This is a genomic window from Streptomyces sp. SID13031 (genome assembly GCF_010548305.1).
Taxonomy (GTDB): Bacteria; Actinomycetota; Actinomycetes; order Propionibacteriales; family Kribbellaceae; genus Kribbella.
The window spans coordinates 225,318-242,719 of sequence record NZ_JAAGLV010000014.1; the positions used below are offsets into that span (position 1 = coordinate 225,318).

Sequence of the window (17,402 nt, forward strand, 5' to 3'; positions counted from 1 at the left end):
CTCGAGGGCGGGTCGCAGGGCGAGACAGCAGCAGACCGTCGGGTTGGCGCGCAGCAGCGTTGGATAGCGATGCGCGGGCAGCCCACGGGTGGAGTCAGGGCTCCTCGACGATCTGCGTAGCGTGTCCCGTCATGCGCTGCCCCGGGGTCCCGGTCGTCAAGAGACTCGCGTGGAGAGAGCGCTTGTGACCATCGTTTCGCCATCCCAGTCAGGCACCGCAAAGCCGGCCGCGGCCGGACCGAACCAGCTCACCGTCGTACGGCGTGACGGCAACAGCACCGCGTTCGACCCGACCAAGATCTCGGTCGCGCTCAGCAAGGCGTTCCTCGCCGTCGAGGGCACCGAGGCCGGCGGCAGTCACCGCGTCCGCGACCTGATCGCCGACCTGACGGCCCGTGTGGTCGACACGCTGACCAGCCGTGGCGACGCCCGGCGCAGCGTCCAGGTCGAGGACATCCAGGACCAGGTCGAACTGGCGCTGATGCGAGCCGGTGAGCACCAGGTCGCTCGCGCCTACGTGCTCTACCGCGAGGAGCGCACCAAGGCCCGTACGCCGGAGAACGCCGCCGAGCTCAGCACCCAGCCAGTGATCAACGTCCGCGCCGCTGACGGCAGCACTGCTCCGCTGGACGTCGACCGGCTCCGCGTGATCGTCGCCGAGGCAGCGGCGGGCCTCGACTCCGTCGACGCCGAGCTGATCCTCAACGAGACCCTCGGCTCCTGCTACGACGGCATCGCCCAGCACGAGGTCGAGCTCGCCCTGGTGATGGCGGCCCGTGGCTATGTGGAGACGGAGCCGGAGTACAGCTTCGCCGCGTCCCGCCTGCTGCTCGACCAGATCCGTCGCGAGACGCTCGGCCGGGTGCACGGTGAGCCTCGGCAGGCGAGCCAGGCCGACATGGCCACGGCGTACGTCGACTACTTCCCGCAGTACATCCAGACCGGGATCGAGGCCGGCCTGCTCGACCCCGAGCTGGCCACCTTCGACCTGGCCAGGCTGGCCGCGGCGATCAAGCCCGAGCGCGACCTGGACTTCGCCTTCCTCGGCCTGCAGACCCTGTACGACCGCTACCTGTTGCACATCGACAAGATCCGGTTCGAGCTCCCGCAGGCCTTCTTCCTCCGCGTCGCGATGGGCATCTCACTGAAGGAGGAGAACCGCGAGGACCGCGCGATCGAGTTCTACGAGCTGCTCAGCTCGTTCCGGTTCATGTCGTCGACGCCGACGCTGTTCAACTCCGGTACCACCCGGCCGCAGCTGTCGTCGTGCTTCCTGACCACCGTCGACGACGACCTGTCCGGCATCTTCGCGGGGATCCGCAACAACGCCCTGCTGGCCAAGTACTCCGGTGGCCTGGGCAACGACTGGACCCCGGTCCGCGGTATCGGCGCGAAGATCCGCGGTACCAACGGCGAGTCGCAGGGCGTCGTACCGTTCCTCAAGATCGCCAACGACACCGCCGTCGCGGTCAACCAGGGCGGCAAGCGCAAGGGCGCGGTCTGCGCGTACCTCGAGACCTGGCACATGGACATCGAGGAGTTCCTCGACCTGCGCAAGAACACCGGTGACGAGCGTCGCCGCACGCACGATATGAACACCGCCAACTGGGTGCCCGACCTGTTCCTGCGGCGGGTCGAGGCCGGTGGCGACTGGACGCTCTTCTCTCCGGATGAGGTCCCCGACCTGCACGACCTGTATGGCGCGGCCTTCGCCACGGCGTACGAGAACTACGAGCAGGCCGCCGACCGTGGTGAGATCCGGGTGTTCCGCCGGGTCAAGGCCGTCGACCTGTGGCGCCGGATGCTGACCGTGCTGTTCGAGACCGGTCACCCGTGGATCACCTTCAAGGACGCGTGCAACCTGCGTTCGCCGCAGCAGCACGACGGCGTCGTGCACTCGTCGAACCTGTGCACCGAGATCACCCTGAACACCACTGTCGACGAGACGGCGGTCTGCAACCTGGGCTCGGTCAACCTGGTCGCCCACCTGACCGACACCGGTCTGGACGCCGAGCTGATCCGCGACACCGTGAAGACGGCCGTCCGGATGCTCGACAACGTGATCGACGTGAACTTCTACACGACGCCCGAGTCGGAGCGCGCCAACCAGCGTCACCGCCCGGTCGGCCTCGGCCTGATGGGCTTCGCGGACTCGCTCTTCGCACTGCGCATCCCGTACTCCTCCGACGCCGCCGTCGCGTTCGCCGACAGCTCGATGGAGCAGATCAGCTATCACGCGATCGAGGCGTCGAGCGATCTGGCCGCCGAGCGCGGCCGGTACCAGACGTACGAGGGCTCGCTGTGGAGCCAGGGCGTCCTGCCGATCGATTCGCTCGAGCTGCTCCGCGAGGCGCGCAACGGCGACCTGACCGTCGACACGGGCAAGCTGCTCGACTGGGACGCGCTGCGCGGCAAGGTCCTGCGCGACGGCATGCGCAACTCCAACGTGCTGGCGATCGCGCCGACCGCGACGATCTCCAACATCTGCGGGGTCAGCCAGTCGATCGAACCGATCTACCGCAACCTGTTCGTGAAGTCGAACATGTCCGGTGAGTTCACCGTCGCGAACCCGTACCTCGTCGCCGACCTGAAGGCGCGCGGGCTGTGGGACCAGGTGATGGTGTCCGACCTGAAGTACCACGACGGCATCCTGTCCCAGATCGACCGCGTCCCGGCCGACCTGCAGGAGCTGTACGCGACCGCGTTCGAGATGGACCCGATGTGGCTCATCAAGGCGGCTTCGCGTCGGCAGAAGTGGCTCGACCAAGCGCAGTCGCTCAACCTCTACATGACCGCGCCGTCGGGCAAGGCGCTCGACGAGCTGTACCGGTCGGCGTGGCGTTACGGCCTCAAGACCACGTACTACCTGCGCTCCCAGTCGGCCACGCACGTGGAGAAGTCGACGATCAAGGGCACGGACGGCCGGCTCAACGCGGTACCGGTCAGTCCTGCCGCAGCACCCGCGCCGGTAGCAGCCGCACCGGTGGCATCTCCGGTCGCGTCGCCTGTGGCCGTCGTACCGGCTACTCCCCCGCCGGCTCCGGCAGTGGAGATGGACGACTCGTTGCTGGATGCACCCAACGTCTGCCTGATCACCGACCCCGACTGCGAGGCCTGCCAGTGACCACCACCAGCAACGTGACCGGGCTGGGCTCGATCGCCGTCGGCGCGTCCCGGATCGAGGTCGCCGACAAGGCGATGATCAACGCCCGCGCGGACGTGAACCAACTGCTGCCGCTCAAGTACCAGTGGGCCTGGGACAAATACCTTGCCGGCTGCAACAACCACTGGATGCCGACCGAGGTCTCCATGCAGGCCGACATCGCGCTGTGGAAGTCGAAAGACGGCCTGACCGCGGACGAGCGGCTGATGCTGAAGCGCAACCTCGGCTTCTTCGCCACCGCGGAGTCGCTGGTCGCGAACAACATCGTGCTCGCGGTCTACCGTCAGCTGACCAACCCCGAGTGCCGCCAGTACCTGCTCCGCCAGGCGTTCGAGGAGGCCGTGCACACGCACACCTTCCAGTACATCTGCACCTCGCTCGGGCTGGACGAGGGCGAGCTGTTCAACATGTACCGCGAGGTGCCGTCGATCTCCGACAAGGACGCCTGGGCGCTGAAGTACACCCAGCACCTGGAGGACCCGGACTTCAAGACCGGTACGCCGGAGACCGACACGGACTTCCTGCGCGACCTGATCGCCTTCTATGTGGTCTTCGAGGGCATGTGGTTCTACACCGGTTTCGCGCAGATCCTGTCGCTCGGCCGGCGCAACAAGATGGTCGGCATCGCCGAGCAGTACCAGTACATCCTGCGCGACGAGTCGATCCACCTGAACTTCGGCATCGACTGCATCAACCAGATCAAGCAGGAGAACCCGCACCTGTGGACCGAGGCGTTCCAGGCCGAGGTCCGGCAGATGCTGACCGAGGCGTGTGAGCTCGAGGTCGCCTACGGCCGCGCGACAATGCCGAACGGCATGCTCGGCCTGACCGCCGACCTGTGCGAGCAGTACATGCACTTCGTCACCGACCGGCGCGCCGAGCAGATCGGCATCGCCCCGATCTTCGGCGAGACCCGCAACCCGTTCGGCTGGATGTCCGAGATGATGGACCTGAAGAAGGAGAAGAACTTCTTCGAGTCCCGGGTGATCGAGTACCAGTCGGGCGGCGGCCTGAGCTGGGACTGAGCCCACCCGTCCGGGGAACCGCCTCCCGCGGTTCCCCGGACCTGACGATCGTCCTCGACTGGGGCTGGTATGCGTGGATCGCCGCCCTGGCGATCGCGGCCGTCGCGCTGATCGTTGCCGCCTTGCGGTCCAGGCCGGTACTACGAACTGCCGCGGTGGTTGCCGCCGTCGCCATGGTCGCGGCCGGAATCCTCGGGGCCCACATCCCGCCGATCACGTCGGCCGGCTGGGAGGCCGGATCGGACACTGTCCTGATCGCGGCGGACGACAAGCTCGCAATCACGCTGACCCAGGAGACTCCTGCGCTGCGGGGCCGTGCGATCTCCGATGGCCGCGAGCTGTGGAAGAACAGTTTCGGCAGCTCAGGCACGGTTCGGTGGCAGCAGTTGGGAACGAATGCCGTACTCCTCTACGGCGACAGCGGCAGCTCCCAACGGGACAACCAGGCCTCAGTCGTCTCGATCTCCGATGGCAAGACCCGCTGGCAGCAGGACGTCGGACAGCAGGAGCCGTTCACCACGAACGGCGACGGTGAGGCGACCGCCGGGTCGGGTGGACAGAGCTCCTACAACCCGAGGCGTTGGGTACCCCGATCCGACTGGATCGTCATCCGCGGCGGTTCCGAGTCGACGCCGGTCACCGTGCTCGACGCACGCACTGGCCAGGTGGCAGCCACGGTACGGGCAAAAAGCAACGACTTCGTTGTCGCCGGCAAGAGCTTCGTCGAATTCGATGACACCAAGTTCGGCCGTCGGCTGGCCAAGGGAACTCCGCTTGCGGGCGGGCAACCCTGACAGGCCGAGTTCAGACGCTCCAACAGCCAGGAGTCGCTGGACGTCGTCGACGGCAAGGCGCGAGCCCTCTATGACACCAAGGCTGTCTACGTCGACCCCGAGAGCGGCAACCTGCGCGAGGCTGCCATCGGGGACGACTGGTCCGTGAACTGGTTCAACGGCGGCTTCGGCGGCCGGTACGTCGCGGTCAAGCAGCGCGACCGCGATCGATTGGTCACCGCCTGGGCAGTGGCCGACACCGTCACCGGCAAGCTGGTGAACCTCGCCGGACGCGGACAGACGGTCGACCGCCGGATCCCGCCAACGCGTCGAGTCCGCCGCCATCGTCGTCCAGCTAGGCCAACGAATCCTGGTGCTCCGCAAGGACTGAACCAGCTCACGAGGCGAGACGCCGGCGGGTAGCGGCGTACCGGGCAGGGCGACGACTGCGTTCTGCAGTTTCAGGTGGGTTGGCCGATCCGGCGCAGGGAGCGGTCCAGGACGGTGATGATCAGCAGCAGGGAGCTGGTGATCAGGAGGAAGGAGGACAAGTGGTGCAGGCCGATGGTCGAGGCACCGGTCTTGAAGAAGGTGGCGTTGGCCGCGGCGGCGATGAGTGCACCGAGATAGGTCCCGGTACGGAGGAGGCCGGCCGATGAACCCATCCTGGCCGGATCCGCTTGGTGGTAGAGCGCGTTCTGGTTGGCGAGGCCGTTGAGTCCCTGGGGGAAACCGGCCGTGACGCCGAGGCCGACGAGCAGCCAGAGAGCGCTTTCTGCCTCAGCTAGCTGGAGACCCGCGACGGCGATCAGCAAGATGATGCTGCCGGCCACGAGTTTGCCGCGGACCTGCGCCCGGCGGCCGGTGATCGCGGTGATCACGATCGCGGCTCCCGACATCGGCAGCAGCACCAGCCCGGTCGCGGAGGCGCTCAGCGAGCGGCTCTCCTCCAGCCATTGGGCGAAGCCGTAGAGGAACGAGTAACTGACCACGAACGAGAGCACCTGCCGCGCGTAGGTGGCGAGCAAGGGCGCGTTGCCACCGAGCACGCGCAGGTCGATGAACGGCTCCAGCGTCCGAAGCTCCCGCACCGCGAAGGTTGCGCCGATGGCGACGGCCAGCACCGGCAGGTACAGGCGATCGACGGCAGGACGCATGAGGAAGACCATCAGGGACACCAGCGTCGCCGCGAACAACCCGATCCCGGCGTAGTCCAACCGCTGCGTATTCCGTACGCCGGTCGTCCGCCGGGGCAGCCAGAACCAGCCGAGCAGGACGCAGGCGATCGACAGCGGGACGTTGATGGTGAAGATCAGATGCCAGCCACCGACGCCGATCAGCACACCGCCGAGCGTCGGGCCGATCACGGCGATCACTTGGTTGGCGACCGACAGGGCGCTCAGTACGCCGGTCGGGCTCTGCCGACCCGTGCGGTCGGACTCGCTGCGGATCAAGGACATCGAGGCCGGGTAGGCGGCCGACGTCCCGAAGCCGAGCAGGACCCGGGAGGCGATCAGGAAGCCCAGGCTCGGTGCGAGTGCACCCATCAGTCCGGCGATCCCGACCAGGGCCGTGCCGATCAGGTAGAGCGGGCGCGGTCCGTACGTGTCGACCAGCTTGCCCATCACCGGCTGGCCGACCGCCGTCGCGAGGTACAGACCAGTGACCAGCCAGGCCGTCTCGGACGGCGGGATGCCGAAGGCGGCGCCGATCGGGATCAGCGCCACCGCCAGCATCGATGAGTTGATCGGGTTGAGGATCGAGCCGAGCATCATCGGCGCGATCAGCTTGCGGTCGAAGGCCCCAGGGGCAGTGCTCACGCCTCGGTCACTTCCTCCAGCAACGCGAGCGCCTCGATGATGGTCTGGCGTTGCTCCTCGGTGCATTTCTCCTGCAACGTCCTGGCCAGCCACTCCTGCCGGACCTGCCGATCGCCTTGCAAGCGCTTCTGCCCTGCCGGGGTGAGGGAGATCAGCTGCCGGCGGCCGTCGTCGGGATCCGGGGTCCGCTCGACGAAGCCGAGCTCCACCAAGACGGCGACCGTGGCGGCCATCGACTGCGGGCGCACGCGCTCGGCCACCGCCAGATCGCTGGCAGATACGGCACCGCTCTTGTCGAGCCGGCTCACCACCGACTCCTGCGAGGGCGTCAGATCCGTCGTCGAGGCCACGGCCCGCAAGCGCCGGCGGAGCCGCCCGAAGGTCACCCGCACTTCGCTGGCCGCCTGCACGGCGGACTCCGAGATCTCCATACCTCCAACCTAAAGTCTTCAGTTCAAACTGTCCAGTCCAGCCTGTCTATTTATTTGTTGGCCGGGCCAACAATTGCGAGCTATCGTTGGCCACACCAACAAAGGAGTGGACGATGATCGAGCCCTTCACCATCGACGTACCGCAGGCCGACCTCGACGACCTGGCCGACCGCCTCACCCGCACCCGCTGGCCCGACGAGCTACCGGACGCCGACTGGGACTACGGCATCCCGCTCGCCAGGGTGAAGGAGCTGGCCGAGTACTGGCTGACGACGTACGACTGGCGCAAGCAGGAAGCCCGGCTGAACGAACTGCCGCAGTACACGACCGAGATCGACGGGCAGCGGGTGCACTTCGTCCATGTGCGCTCGAGCAATCCCCACGCGTTGCCGCTGATCCTGACCCACGGCTGGCCGGGCTCGTTCCTCGAATTCCTGGAAGTGACCGGGCCGCTGTCGGCTGAATTCCACCTGGTGATCCCGTCCATCCCAGGCTTCGGATTCTCCGGGCCGACGCACGAGAAGGGCTGGGGCGTCGACCGAGTAGCCCGCGCCTGGGCCGAACTGATGAGCCGGCTCGGCTACGACCGGTACGGTGCGCAAGGCGGCGACTGGGGCTCGGTGATCTCGCGAGCACTCGCGAACGTCGCGCCAGACCACGTCGTCGGCGTACACCTCAACTACCTGCCGACCCCGCCACTGCCCGGCATCGAGGCGGAGCTGTCCGACGCCGACCTTGGCCGGCTCGACACGATCAAGGCACTGGTCGCCCAGAAGCCCGGCTATCAGGTGCTGATGGCAACGACCCCGCAGACCATCGGCTACAGCCTGACCGATTCCCCGACCGGCTTACTGGCGTGGATCGCCGAGAAGTTCGATGGCTGGTCGGACCCCCGCTCCCCCATCGAGGTCGACCGCCTGCTCACCAACGTCGCCCTCTACTGGCTCACCGGTACAGCGACCTCCTCCGGGCGGCTTCGCAAGGAGTCCCCCGGCCAGGCCCCGTACTGCGAAGTCCCGATCGGCGTCGCAGTCTTCCCCTACGACATCACCCTCGCGGTCCGCCCACTGGTCGAACGCAGCTTCACCGTTGCCCGCTGGACCGAGTTCGACCGCGGCGGCCACTTCGCGGCAACCGAAGTACCCGACCTCCTCGCCACCGACGTGACCGCCTTCTTCAAAGGCTTACGAATCAGGAGTAGCTGACCTCGAGGACGCCGATGATCTTGTCGAGGCGGGCGGCGACCCGGCCGGCGTCGAAGCCGTTGCCTTCGACAACGACTCGCAGGGTGCAGGTCTCCAGGCAGAGCGCCAGCTCGCGGACGTCGTACGGGTTGAGCTGGACGGCGATCCGCGCGAGCAGGCCGCGGGTCTCCACGATCTGGGCGGTGAAGGTGGTCAGGACCCGCTCCGGTACGACGTACGCGGGCGGCGCGGCCTTGACCGGGGCCAGGGTTGCCAGGGCAGTCATCGCACGACCTCCTTGTGGCGAAGCAGACCGTAGGTGACGCCGTCGACCAGCGCCTCCCAGGATGCCTCGACGATGTTGTGGCCGACGCCGACGGTGAGCCAGGAGCCCTCGCCGTCGGCCGTCTCGATCAGGACTCTGATCACCGCGTCGGTGCCGTGTCCCTGGTCGAGGATCCGGACCTTGTAGTCGACCAGTTCGAACTTGTTCACCACCGGATAGGCGCGCTCGATCGCGGACCGCAGCGCGTGGTCGAGGGCGTTCACCGGGCCGTTGCCCTCGCCGGTCACAACCTCGCGATCGCCGCCCGCGACGAGTTTCACCGTCGCCTCGGAGACCGCCTCGCCCTCGGCGCGCGACTCGGTGATCACCCGCCAGGACTCCACGTCGAAGAAGCTCACCCGTTGTCCGGCGACCTCCTCGCTCAGCAGCAGCTCGAACGACGCGTCCGCGGCCTCGAAGGTGTAGCCGCGCGACTCCATCTGCTTCACCCGGTCGGTCACCCGGCTGACCAGATCGCGGTCGTTGCCGAGGTCGAAGCCGAGCTCGCGGCCCTTCAGCTCGATACTCGCCCGGCCGGCCATCTCCGAGACGAGCATCCTCATGTCGTTGCCCACCAGGGCGGGATCCGTGTGCTGGTAGAGATCGGGATCCACCTTGATGGCACTGGCGTGCAGGCCCGCCTTGTGGGCGAAGGCTGACACACCGACGTACGGCTGCCGGGTCGACGGCGGCACGTTCGTCACTTCGGCGATCGCGTGGGCGATCCGGTACGACTCGGCGAGCCGGCCGGGCGGGAGCAACTGCATCCCGCGCTTGAGTTCGAGGTTGGCCACCACCGCAAGCAGGTCGGCGTTGCCGGTACGTTCGCCGTACCCGTTGATGGTGCCCTGTACGTGCGTGCAGCCGGCCTCGACGGCGGCGATCGAGTTCGCGACCGCGCAGCCGCCGTCGTTGTGAGCGTGGATGCCGAGGCGGGCGCCGGTGTTGTCCAGTACGTCGTGGACGATGTCCTGCAGTTCGCGCGGGAGCGTGCCGCCGTTGGTGTCGCAGAGCGCGACCACGTCGGCGCCGGCCTCGGTCGACACCCGGACGACCTCCAGCGCGTACGCGCGGTTGGCGCGGTACCCGTCGAAGAAGTGCTCGGTGTCGAGGAAGACGCGCAGGCCGTGCTCGCGCAGGTGCCGCACGGTGTCGGCGATCATCCGCAGGTTCTCGTCGAGGCTCGTCCGCAGCGCCCGCTCGACGTGTGCATCGTGGCTCTTGGCAACCAACGTGACGACCGAGGCGCCGGAGTCGCGCAGCGCCGCGACTTGCTGGTCGTCGGCGGCCGGCGTACCGGGCTTGCAGGTGGCGCCGAAGGCGGCGAAGGTCGCGTGCCGCAGGTGCAGCTCGGTGCGTGCCCGCTGGAAGAACTCGGTGTCCTTCGGGACGGCGCCCGGCCAGCCGCCCTCGATGAAGCCGACGCCCAAGTCGTCCAGGTGCTGAGCAATGGCGATCTTGTCGGCCACGGACAGCGCCAGACCCTCCTGCTGCGCGCCGTCGCGCAGGGTGGTGTCGTAGACGTGGAACTCGTCGCTTGTGCTCACGGGATCGCCTTCCGGTGCGGGCTTCAGGCAAACAAAAAACCTCCCGCAACATGCGAGAGGTCTGCGCGCTCAGGTACTGCTTGCTGAGCGCGCCTAGCTAATAATGAACTGGTAGTTCTTCATGACATTCGGCAGTCTGCCACAGTAATTCCACCCAGCGGCCGATCGTCTCGTAAAGCGAACATCCAGTACGACCGCCAGTACTACGGAGCGTGGCGGAGTACTGGATCAGGCGGTCAGCGACCAGCCCGGGTCATCCCAGGCGGTGTAGAAATCCTCCCGGCTGAGCGGCCGCAGACCCCATTCGTCGCGGTTCAGCCCTTCCTCGGTGAGCGCGCCGTCCTCATCCTCGAGGCGCTGCCACCAGTACCGCAGGACGGTACCGTCCTCGCCGACCTGCAGTTGCCGGACGATGACCCACTCGCGCTCGTGCCAGACCGCCTCGAACAGCCAGTCCGTCCCGTACTCGTCGGCACGCGCCCCGAACGTCCGGGCCCCGGTCCCCCGGTCGAGATCGCGGATCAGGTCCACCGAAGCTCGATACGCCCGCACGGTGTCCGGCCGCCACCCGCGTTGCTCGGCCAACTCCGCGTAGTACGCCTCGACCTCGTCCGGAAAGCTGCTCATACCCTCGCCCTCGCCTGACCACCCATTCCCCGACCCTACCCAAACCTCCGGCCGGCCCGGCTGAAAGGATCCTGTGAAAACCGGCGGGTCGAAAGGACACGATGAAGCACTCCCTGTTCCGGCCGGCGTCCATCGCTTGCGGCATCGCCGCGATCCTGGTGCTGGCGCCGACCTGGTTCACCTTCGGCGGAGAGCCTGGTCTCCCGGCCTTCTCCAGCAGCGGCTTCGGCCTGACCGGCGTGGTTCCCGGTCAGGACCATTCGCCGACGGGAGCCGTCGGCGTTCTGATGGTGCTGGTCTGCGTGGTGGCGGCGATCGCCCTGCTGACGATTCCGCCGGACGACAAGGCCGCCCTGGTGCTGGCCGGCGCCGGGCTGATCGCCACCGGTATCCTGCTCGCCGACCGGGGTCCCCGGATGTCCGGGGTCTCGCCGACCTGGGCTCCTTTCGTGGCTGCGGCCATCTGGCTCGTCGCCGTCTTCGTCTGCCGCACCGCTCACGACCGAAGCAAAACGCCCCGGAAACCGTGAGGTTCCCGGGGCGCTCGGCGCTGGACTTCAGCAGACCTTGGTCATCCAGCCATGCGTGTCGGCCGTGCGGCCGTACTGCAGGTCGAGCAGTGCGGAGCGGACGGCTGCGGTGACCTTGCCGCCTTCGCCGTCGGCCACCTGTACCTCGCCGCCGTTCCACTTCAGGGAGGCGACCGGGCTGATCACCGCGGCGGTACCGCAGGCGAAGACCTCCTGGATCCGGCCCGAGGCAGCGCCGTCGCGCCATTCGTCGATCGAGATCTTGCGCTCGGTGACGGTGTAGCCGAGATCGGTGACGAGCTTCAGGATCGAGTCCCGGGTGATGCCCTCGAGGATCGTGCCGGACAGCTCCGGCGTGACCACCGAACTGTCGTCGAGGACGAAGTACAGGTTCATCCCGCCGAGCTCTTCGATCCACTTCTTCTCGACCGCGTCGAGGAAGGCGACCTGGTCGCAGCCCTGTTCGATGGCCTCGGCCTGGGCGAGCAGCGACGAGGCGTAGTTGCCACCCGTCTTCGCCGCACCGGTACCACCGGGGGCTGCCCGGGTGTACTCCTCGCTCAGCCAGATCCGGACCGGCTTGACGCCCTTGGCGAAGTACGAGCCGGCCGGGGAGGCGATCGCGCAGTACGTCACCTGGGCCGACGGGCGGACGCCGAGGAACGGGTCCGAGCCGAACATGAACGGCCGCAGGTAGAAGGAGGTCTCTCCCCCGGTGGGCACCCAGGCCTTGTCGATCTCGACCAGCTTGCGCAGCGAGTCGAGGAACGCCTCCTCGGGGATCTCCGGCAGCGCGAGCCGCCGGGCGGAGCGGTTGAACCGCGCCGCGTTCGCCTCGGGCCGGAACATGTGGATCGAGTCGTCGGGGTGCCGGTAGGCCTTCATCCCTTCGAAGATGGTCTGGGCGTAGTGGAACACCGCGGTCGCCGGAGACAGCTCCAGCGGCCCGAAGGCGGTGATCCTCGCGTCGTGCCAGCCGTTCTCCTTGGTCCAGGTGGCGATCGCCATGTGGTCGGAGAAGTACTGCCCGAATCCTGGGTTCGCCAGGATCTGGGCGCGCTGGTCGTCGCTGGCCGGTTGGGTGTTTGGCTCAACGGTGAACTGCAATTCCGCGCTCATAGGCGCACCGTACCTGTTGGAGAAGTGGTCATGCGAGCCTCTCGCTGCTCAAACACACACCGTCAGCCCGCGGCGCGCTTCGCGATCGCGTCGCCGATCTCGGAGGTGGTCCGCGGCGCGCCCGTACGCTCCTCGATGTCGGCCGTCACGGCCGCCTCGATCGCCGCGGCCGCCTCGGTCAGGCCGAGGTGGTCGCAAAGCAGCGCGGTGGACAGGATCGCCGCCGTCGGGTCGGCCTTCTGCTGGCCGGCGATATCCGGTGCGGAGCCGTGCACGGGCTCGAACATGCTCGGCGCGGTCTTCTCCGGGTTGATGTTGCCGCTCGCGGCCAGCCCGATCCCACCGCTGATCGCGGCGGCCAGGTCGGTGATGATGTCGCCGAACAGGTTGTCGGTGACGATCACGTCGAAGCGGGACGGGTCGGTGACGAGGAAGATGGTCGCCGCGTCCACGTGCAGGTAGTCGACGGTGATGTCGGGGAAGTCCTGCTTTACAGCGTCGACGGTCCTGGTCCAGAGGTGACCGGCATAGACCAGCACGTTGTTCTTGTGCACCAGGGTCAGCTTCTTGCGCGGTCGCGCCTGCGCCCGGGCGAACGCGTCCCGGACGACCCGCTCCACGCCGTACGCCGTGTTGACCGACACCTCGGTGGCGATCTCGGCCGGCGTGCCGACCCGGAGCGCGCCGCCGTTGCCGGTGTACGGGCCTTCGGTGCCCTCGCGGACGACGACGAAGTCGACCTCGCCCGGATTCGCCAGTGGCGAGCCGACACTCGGATACACCTTCGAGGGGCGCAGGTTGACGTAGTGGTCCAGTGCGAAGCGGAGCTTGAGCAGCAGGCCTCGCTCCAGTACGCCGGACGGCACGGTCGGGTCGCCGACGGCGCCGAGCAGGATCGCGTCGTGGCCGCGGATCTCCTCGAGCTCGGCGTCCGGCAGCGTCTCGCCGGTCTCGTGCCAGCGCTTCGCGCCCAGGTCGTACTCCGTGCGCTCGAACGTGACGCCGTAGTTCGCGCTGACCGCGTCGAGGACCTTGAGCGCCTCGGCGGTGACCTCGGGACCGATCCCGTCGCCACCTACTACAGCCAGCTTGAAGGACTTGTCAGTTGAACGCAGTTTGGTGCTCACTTCTTGGGTTCTCCCCCGTTGTCGCGGCGGTTCATGGCCTCTTGGACTGGCTGGGTCTCGGCCTGGCGTGGGGCGGGACGGCGACGGCGGGCGGCCTTGCGCTCGCGTCCGTCGACGACCTTCCAGTTGGCCGGATACATGTCGTACATGCTGATCTCCCGTTTGGTCTGGTGCTTGTCACAAACGGCCGACGACTGGCACTACCGGGCGGGAGGTACGCCGAAACCCGCGCCGGGGAGGTCGGCCTTAGCGGACCCCGGCGCGGCAGCGAATGAGACGTACCGCGAACTGCATGATGGGTCCGAAGATACTCTGGCGTGCGACTATTTCGCCACAATGCGGGCAGGCTGTCCCGGAATGTGAGATACCAGTGACACGGCTGGACCAATGCTGTGCAACTCTCAACCGGTGAGTGCTCCCCCAGAACTACCGCCGCTGGTTTCAGCGGCCCTCAGCCTGTCCGGACGCCGTGGATTCGTCAGCGCGACGCGCAACGAGACCGGCCGATTGCTCGCCACGCTGGCGGCATCCCGGACCGGAACGCTCGGCGAGGTCGGTACCGGCTGTGGCGTCGGCTCGGCCTGGTTGCGGCACGGCGCCACCGACGACACCAAGATCGTCACCGCCGAGAGCGACCCGCAGCTGGCTCAGGTGGTCAAGGAGCTCTTCGCCGACGACGGCCGGATCGAGGTGCTGTCGGCGGACTGGACCGCACTGATCGAGCGCGGCCCGTTCTCCCTGCTCTTCGTGGACGCCCGCGAGGCGAAGCTGTCCGCGCGGGACGTGATCGCCGAGGCAGTCGAGCCGGGCGGCTTCGTAGTACTGGACGACTTCACTCCGTCGATGGTCTGGCCGCCGATGTACGAGGGCCGGGTGGACACGCTGCGCCAGGAGTGGCTCCAGGACAAGCGCTTCACCACCGTCGAGATCATGGTGGCCACCGACGCCGCGGTCCTGCTCGCCACCAAGCGGTAATACTTGGAGTCATGCAGACCACGCTGAAGCTTTCCAACGGTGCTGAGATTCCTGTGCTCGGGCTGGGCGTCTGGCAGGTGCCGGACGGGCCGATCACCGAAGCAGCGGTGACCGCGGCGCTCGAGACCGGGTACCGGCTGATCGACACGGCTCAGGCGTACGGGAACGAGGCGAGCGTCGGGCGGGCGATCCGGAACAGCGGCGTACCGCGGGAGGAGATCTTCCTGACGACGAAGTTCCACCCCGGCCGCCGCGACCCGCTGGCCGAGATCGAGAAGAGTCTGGAACTACTCGACACGGAGTATGTCGACCTCTACCTCGTGCACTGGCCCCAGGGCGGCGCGACGGTGGCATGGCCCGGGATGGAGGCTGCCCACGCGGCCGGCCTCGCCAAGGGGATCGGCGTGTCGAACTTCAGCACCGCCGAACTCACCGAGGTGTCCGAGTCCAGCCAGGTCGCACCGATGGCCAACCAGTTCCAGTACAGCCCCTTCGTGGATCGCCGCTCACTGGTCGAAGCCTGCGTGGCGGCCGGCGTGGTCCCGCAGGGCTACAGCCCGCTCGGTACCGGAGAGCACCTCGACGACCCGGCCGTCGCGAAGCTCGCGACCGCCACCGGCCGGACCCCCGCCCAGGTCCTCATCAGGTGGTCCCTGCAGCGCGGCGTCTCGGTCATCCCCAAGTCGTCCACTCCCAGCCGGATCAAGGAGAACTTCGTCGCTCTCGACTTCGAGCTCGACGACGACTCGATGGCTGCCCTGGATGCCCTGGACGCCACCAGCCACACCGCCGAGGCCAAGGCCTCCAGCCAGAAGTGGTGGTCCTGACCTCCGCCGGCCGGTGAAACTCCTCGCCGGTCCTGCCAACACTTCGACGGTCACGAAGCGTCAAGGGGGCAACTGGTGCGAAGGGCACCGGCTGCTGAGAGGACACAGATGGCCATAGGGCGTGAATTCGAGGAATTCACGATCAGCAGACAGCGCGCCTTGTTCAGGTATGCCTACCTGCTGATCGGCGACCGGGGACTCGCCGAGGACCTGCTCCAGGAGTCCCTCACTAAGACCTACGTGCGCTGGAACAAGCTGCGCGACTCGGCCAACGCCGAGGCGTACACGCGCAGGGTGATGACCAATACGGCGATCAGCTGGTTCCGGCGCAAGTCGTGGCGCGAGCGGCCGCACGACACGTTGCCCGCCGGTGCCCCGGCTCCGGCCGAGGACACGACCGGCCGGGTTTGGTTGTGGGCGGAACTCGCGAAGCTTCCGCCGCAACAGCGCGCAGTACTGGTGCTGCGGTACTACGAGGACCTGACGCAGGCCGAGACCGCTCGCGTCCTCGGCTGCTCCGAAGGCACGGTGAAGAGCCAAGGCTCCCGTGCCCTGAAGAAACTGCGCGCTGGGCTCGGCCCCGACGCGCTCCTGATCGTGGAAAAGATGGTGACCGCATGACCGGCCTGCTCAAGGACACGTTCACCGAACAAGCCGAGGCGATCGGCGACCCCAGCCTCGACCTCGACGCGATCGTTGCGACCGGCAACAAGCGGCTCAAGCGCCGCCGGGTGGCTCGCATCGTCACCGCGGTGGCCGCGAGCGCAGTCGTGCTCGCCGGTGGGCTGACTGCCGCCGTACAGCTGAACGGCGGCGATCCCCAGGTCGCCGGCGGCGGGGTCTTCACCGAGCGACGGCCGACCTGGGCCGAAGGCAAGGAGATCCACTTCGGATCCGAGGTACTACGGGTCAAGTCGGCCGTCGCGGCGTTCGTCCAGACCAACTCCGGTTTCGTCTACACCGACGCCGCCGGCTCCGTGTTCCATCTCTCCGGCGGTGGCTCCGACCTGATCGGGAAAGGCAACCAGGCCCACCGGATCGCCGTGGACGCGGACCGTTCGCTGGTCGGCTGGGTCGACGCCGGCCCGAAGATCCCCGAGTTCGTGATCTACGACGTGGCGGCTCATCGCGAGGTGGCTCGCACCGCGACCGGCAACCAGCCCGGCCCCAGCACCTCCGGCGAGCCGCTCCGCGTCGCGGCGATCGACGGCGGTACGGCGTACTTCGGCGCCTCGGACGGTCTGCGCCGCTGGGACATCGCCAAAGGCACCGGCCAACTGATCAAGCCCAAGGCGGTACCGACCTTCGTGGTCGCCGCCAACGCGGGACAGGTCGTCTGGGAACACCCGGTCGACGGCGGCGACAACGACCTGGCCGTCGGCAAGGACGTCAACGCGCCCAACCCGAAGCACTTCGAGGGCTGGACCGGAAACCTCTCCCCGCAAGCCCGCTACCTGCTGACCGACAAGGCAGACACGGTCGAACTGATCGATCTGCGGACCAGCACCACGTCGACGGTCACACTCCCCGGCTACCAACTGATCGTGCCAACCCAGTGGAAGGGCGAGCACAGCTTCTACGCAGTCGGCTTACGCCCCGAGGAAACCGAGCGCCCGGACCTCCTCCTCTGCAAGATCACCTCAGCCGGCCAAACGAGTTGCGAAGTCGCAGCCGCAAAATTCGCACCCCCACTGACCGACAAGTCCACAACCGAATTCCCCATCGGCCTCTCAGTCAACGAGTAGGCAGTCGGCCCCCCTTTGGTTGTCCACAGACTCGACCTCGCTGTGGACAACCTGGCAAGTTCCTGCTGTTCGTCGATCCCTTGTAAATAAGGAGTTCTCGGCTTTGAAAACTGTCGGTGGGGTCGTCTATCGTTTCGGGTATGGAGATCTCGCAGCTACGACTGCCGTGCCTGCAAAGTGACAG

18 protein-coding genes are annotated in these 17,402 nt (G+C 67.5%); 10 read left to right on the top strand and 8 right to left on the bottom strand.

Annotation, left to right across the window (positions count from 1 at the left end):
* Positions 1-169: 169 nt before the first annotated feature.
* The 4 genes from G3I17_RS27125 (at position 170) to G3I17_RS27140 (ending at position 5,384) form a co-directional block, all read left to right on the top strand.
* The gene (locus tag G3I17_RS27125; RefSeq protein ID WP_203590796.1) at positions 170-3,124 is read left to right on the top strand and encodes a ribonucleoside-diphosphate reductase subunit alpha; all 2,955 of its coding nucleotides are present in this window, start codon (positions 170-172) and stop codon (positions 3,122-3,124) included.
* Positions 3,121-4,188: a ribonucleotide-diphosphate reductase subunit beta gene (locus G3I17_RS27130; protein WP_164600411.1), complete on the top strand. Its 1,068-nt coding sequence runs from the start codon at positions 3,121-3,123 to the stop codon at positions 4,186-4,188. The genes G3I17_RS27125 and G3I17_RS27130 overlap by 4 nt, the downstream gene beginning before the upstream one ends.
* Positions 4,189-4,310: 122 nt before the next feature.
* Positions 4,311-4,982, top strand: coding sequence for a hypothetical protein (locus G3I17_RS27135; RefSeq protein ID WP_164600412.1), 672 nt, complete (start codon positions 4,311-4,313; stop codon positions 4,980-4,982).
* 144 nt (positions 4,983-5,126) lie between these two features.
* Complete coding sequence (locus G3I17_RS27140) at positions 5,127-5,384, top strand: hypothetical protein (RefSeq protein ID WP_164600413.1); 258 nt, start codon at positions 5,127-5,129, stop codon at positions 5,382-5,384.
* A 38-nt stretch (positions 5,385-5,422) separates the two neighbouring features.
* Here G3I17_RS27140 and G3I17_RS27145 read toward each other — a convergent pair whose 3' ends face one another.
* Positions 5,423-6,736, bottom strand: a complete 1,314-nt coding sequence (locus tag G3I17_RS27145) for an MFS transporter (RefSeq protein ID WP_164600457.1) — start codon at positions 6,734-6,736, stop codon at positions 5,423-5,425.
* A 41-nt stretch (positions 6,737-6,777) separates the two neighbouring features.
* Positions 6,778-7,212 carry a MarR family transcriptional regulator gene (locus tag G3I17_RS27150; protein ID WP_164600414.1) on the bottom strand — a complete coding sequence of 145 codons (435 nt, stop codon included), beginning with the start codon at positions 7,210-7,212 and terminating at the stop codon, positions 6,778-6,780.
* A gap of 113 nt (positions 7,213-7,325) precedes the next feature.
* Between G3I17_RS27150 and G3I17_RS27155 the strand changes: the two genes are divergently transcribed.
* Entirely contained in the window at positions 7,326-8,417 is a 1,092-nt protein-coding gene (locus G3I17_RS27155) for an epoxide hydrolase family protein (RefSeq protein ID WP_164600415.1), read from the top strand.
* Here G3I17_RS27155 and G3I17_RS27160 read toward each other — a convergent pair.
* The 3 genes from G3I17_RS27160 to G3I17_RS27170 all read right to left on the bottom strand — a co-directional run bounded on the left by G3I17_RS27160 (position 8,404) and on the right by G3I17_RS27170 (position 10,895).
* The gene (locus G3I17_RS27160; protein ID WP_164600416.1) at positions 8,404-8,682 is read right to left on the bottom strand and encodes a hypothetical protein; all 279 of its coding nucleotides are present in this window, start codon (positions 8,680-8,682) and stop codon (positions 8,404-8,406) included. The genes G3I17_RS27155 and G3I17_RS27160 overlap by 14 nt on opposite strands.
* Positions 8,679-10,268, bottom strand: coding sequence for a citramalate synthase (gene cimA / locus G3I17_RS27165; RefSeq protein WP_164600417.1), 1,590 nt, complete (start codon positions 10,266-10,268; stop codon positions 8,679-8,681). Before cimA ends, G3I17_RS27160 begins: the two co-directional genes overlap by 4 nt.
* Before the next feature lie 228 nt (positions 10,269-10,496).
* A complete protein-coding gene (locus G3I17_RS27170; RefSeq protein WP_164600418.1) occupies positions 10,497-10,895 on the bottom strand; it encodes a hypothetical protein in 399 nt (132 codons plus the stop codon).
* A gap of 101 nt (positions 10,896-10,996) precedes the next feature.
* Here G3I17_RS27170 and G3I17_RS27175 point away from each other — a divergent pair, with 101 nt between their 5' ends.
* Positions 10,997-11,425 carry a hypothetical protein gene (locus G3I17_RS27175; RefSeq protein WP_164600419.1) on the top strand — a complete coding sequence of 143 codons (429 nt, stop codon included), beginning with the start codon at positions 10,997-10,999 and terminating at the stop codon, positions 11,423-11,425.
* Between the two features lie 27 nt (positions 11,426-11,452).
* Here G3I17_RS27175 and G3I17_RS27180 read toward each other — a convergent pair whose 3' ends face one another.
* The 3 genes from G3I17_RS27180 to G3I17_RS40040 all read right to left on the bottom strand — a co-directional run bounded on the left by G3I17_RS27180 (position 11,453) and on the right by G3I17_RS40040 (position 13,820).
* Positions 11,453-12,544, bottom strand: a complete 1,092-nt coding sequence (locus G3I17_RS27180) for a branched-chain amino acid aminotransferase (protein WP_164600420.1) — start codon at positions 12,542-12,544, stop codon at positions 11,453-11,455.
* A gap of 62 nt (positions 12,545-12,606) precedes the next feature.
* Positions 12,607-13,671, bottom strand: a complete 1,065-nt coding sequence (locus G3I17_RS27185; RefSeq protein ID WP_164600421.1) for a 3-isopropylmalate dehydrogenase — start codon at positions 13,669-13,671, stop codon at positions 12,607-12,609.
* A complete protein-coding gene (locus tag G3I17_RS40040; protein WP_020392829.1) occupies positions 13,668-13,820 on the bottom strand; it encodes a hypothetical protein in 153 nt (50 codons plus the stop codon). Before G3I17_RS40040 ends, G3I17_RS27185 begins: the two co-directional genes overlap by 4 nt.
* 259 nt (positions 13,821-14,079) lie before the next feature.
* On the opposite strand from G3I17_RS40040, the gene G3I17_RS27190 reads away from it, so the two are divergent.
* The 4 genes from G3I17_RS27190 (at position 14,080) to G3I17_RS27205 (ending at position 17,218) form a co-directional block, all read left to right on the top strand.
* Positions 14,080-14,646 (top strand): class I SAM-dependent methyltransferase, encoded by a 567-nt coding sequence (locus G3I17_RS27190; RefSeq protein ID WP_203590797.1) that lies wholly within the window; start codon positions 14,080-14,082, stop codon positions 14,644-14,646.
* An 11-nt stretch (positions 14,647-14,657) separates the two neighbouring features.
* Positions 14,658-15,473: an aldo/keto reductase gene (locus tag G3I17_RS27195; RefSeq protein ID WP_164600423.1), complete on the top strand. Its 816-nt coding sequence runs from the start codon at positions 14,658-14,660 to the stop codon at positions 15,471-15,473.
* 108 nt (positions 15,474-15,581) lie between these two features.
* Positions 15,582-16,094 carry a SigE family RNA polymerase sigma factor gene (locus tag G3I17_RS27200; RefSeq protein WP_164600424.1) on the top strand — a complete coding sequence of 171 codons (513 nt, stop codon included), beginning with the start codon at positions 15,582-15,584 and terminating at the stop codon, positions 16,092-16,094.
* Complete coding sequence (locus tag G3I17_RS27205; protein WP_164600425.1) at positions 16,091-17,218, top strand: hypothetical protein; 1,128 nt, start codon at positions 16,091-16,093, stop codon at positions 17,216-17,218. Before G3I17_RS27200 ends, G3I17_RS27205 begins: the two co-directional genes overlap by 4 nt.
* The last annotated feature ends 184 nt before the right edge of the window (positions 17,219-17,402 follow it).

Bases quoted from the DNA above. Each gene is read 5' to 3' on its own strand.
- G3I17_RS27145 (WP_164600457.1), bottom strand. From the start codon at position 6,736: ATGATGCTCGGCTCGATCCTCAACCCGATCAACTCATCGATGCTGGCG.
- G3I17_RS27150 (WP_164600414.1), bottom strand. From the start codon at position 7,212: ATGGAGATCTCGGAGTCCGCCGTGCAGGCGGCCAGCGAAGTGCGGGTG.
- G3I17_RS27155 (WP_164600415.1), top strand. From the start codon at position 7,326: ATGATCGAGCCCTTCACCATCGACGTACCGCAGGCCGACCTCGACGAC.
- G3I17_RS27160 (WP_164600416.1), bottom strand. From the start codon at position 8,682: ATGACTGCCCTGGCAACCCTGGCCCCGGTCAAGGCCGCGCCGCCCGCG.
- G3I17_RS27170 (WP_164600418.1), bottom strand. From the start codon at position 10,895: ATGAGCAGCTTTCCGGACGAGGTCGAGGCGTACTACGCGGAGTTGGCC.
- G3I17_RS27175 (WP_164600419.1), top strand. From the start codon at position 10,997: ATGAAGCACTCCCTGTTCCGGCCGGCGTCCATCGCTTGCGGCATCGCC.
- G3I17_RS27180 (WP_164600420.1), bottom strand. From the start codon at position 12,544: ATGAGCGCGGAATTGCAGTTCACCGTTGAGCCAAACACCCAACCGGCC.
- G3I17_RS40040 (WP_020392829.1), bottom strand. From the start codon at position 13,820: ATGTACGACATGTATCCGGCCAACTGGAAGGTCGTCGACGGACGCGAG.
- G3I17_RS27195 (WP_164600423.1), top strand. From the start codon at position 14,658: ATGCAGACCACGCTGAAGCTTTCCAACGGTGCTGAGATTCCTGTGCTC.
- G3I17_RS27200 (WP_164600424.1), top strand. From the start codon at position 15,582: ATGGCCATAGGGCGTGAATTCGAGGAATTCACGATCAGCAGACAGCGC.
- G3I17_RS27205 (WP_164600425.1), top strand. From the start codon at position 16,091: ATGACCGGCCTGCTCAAGGACACGTTCACCGAACAAGCCGAGGCGATC.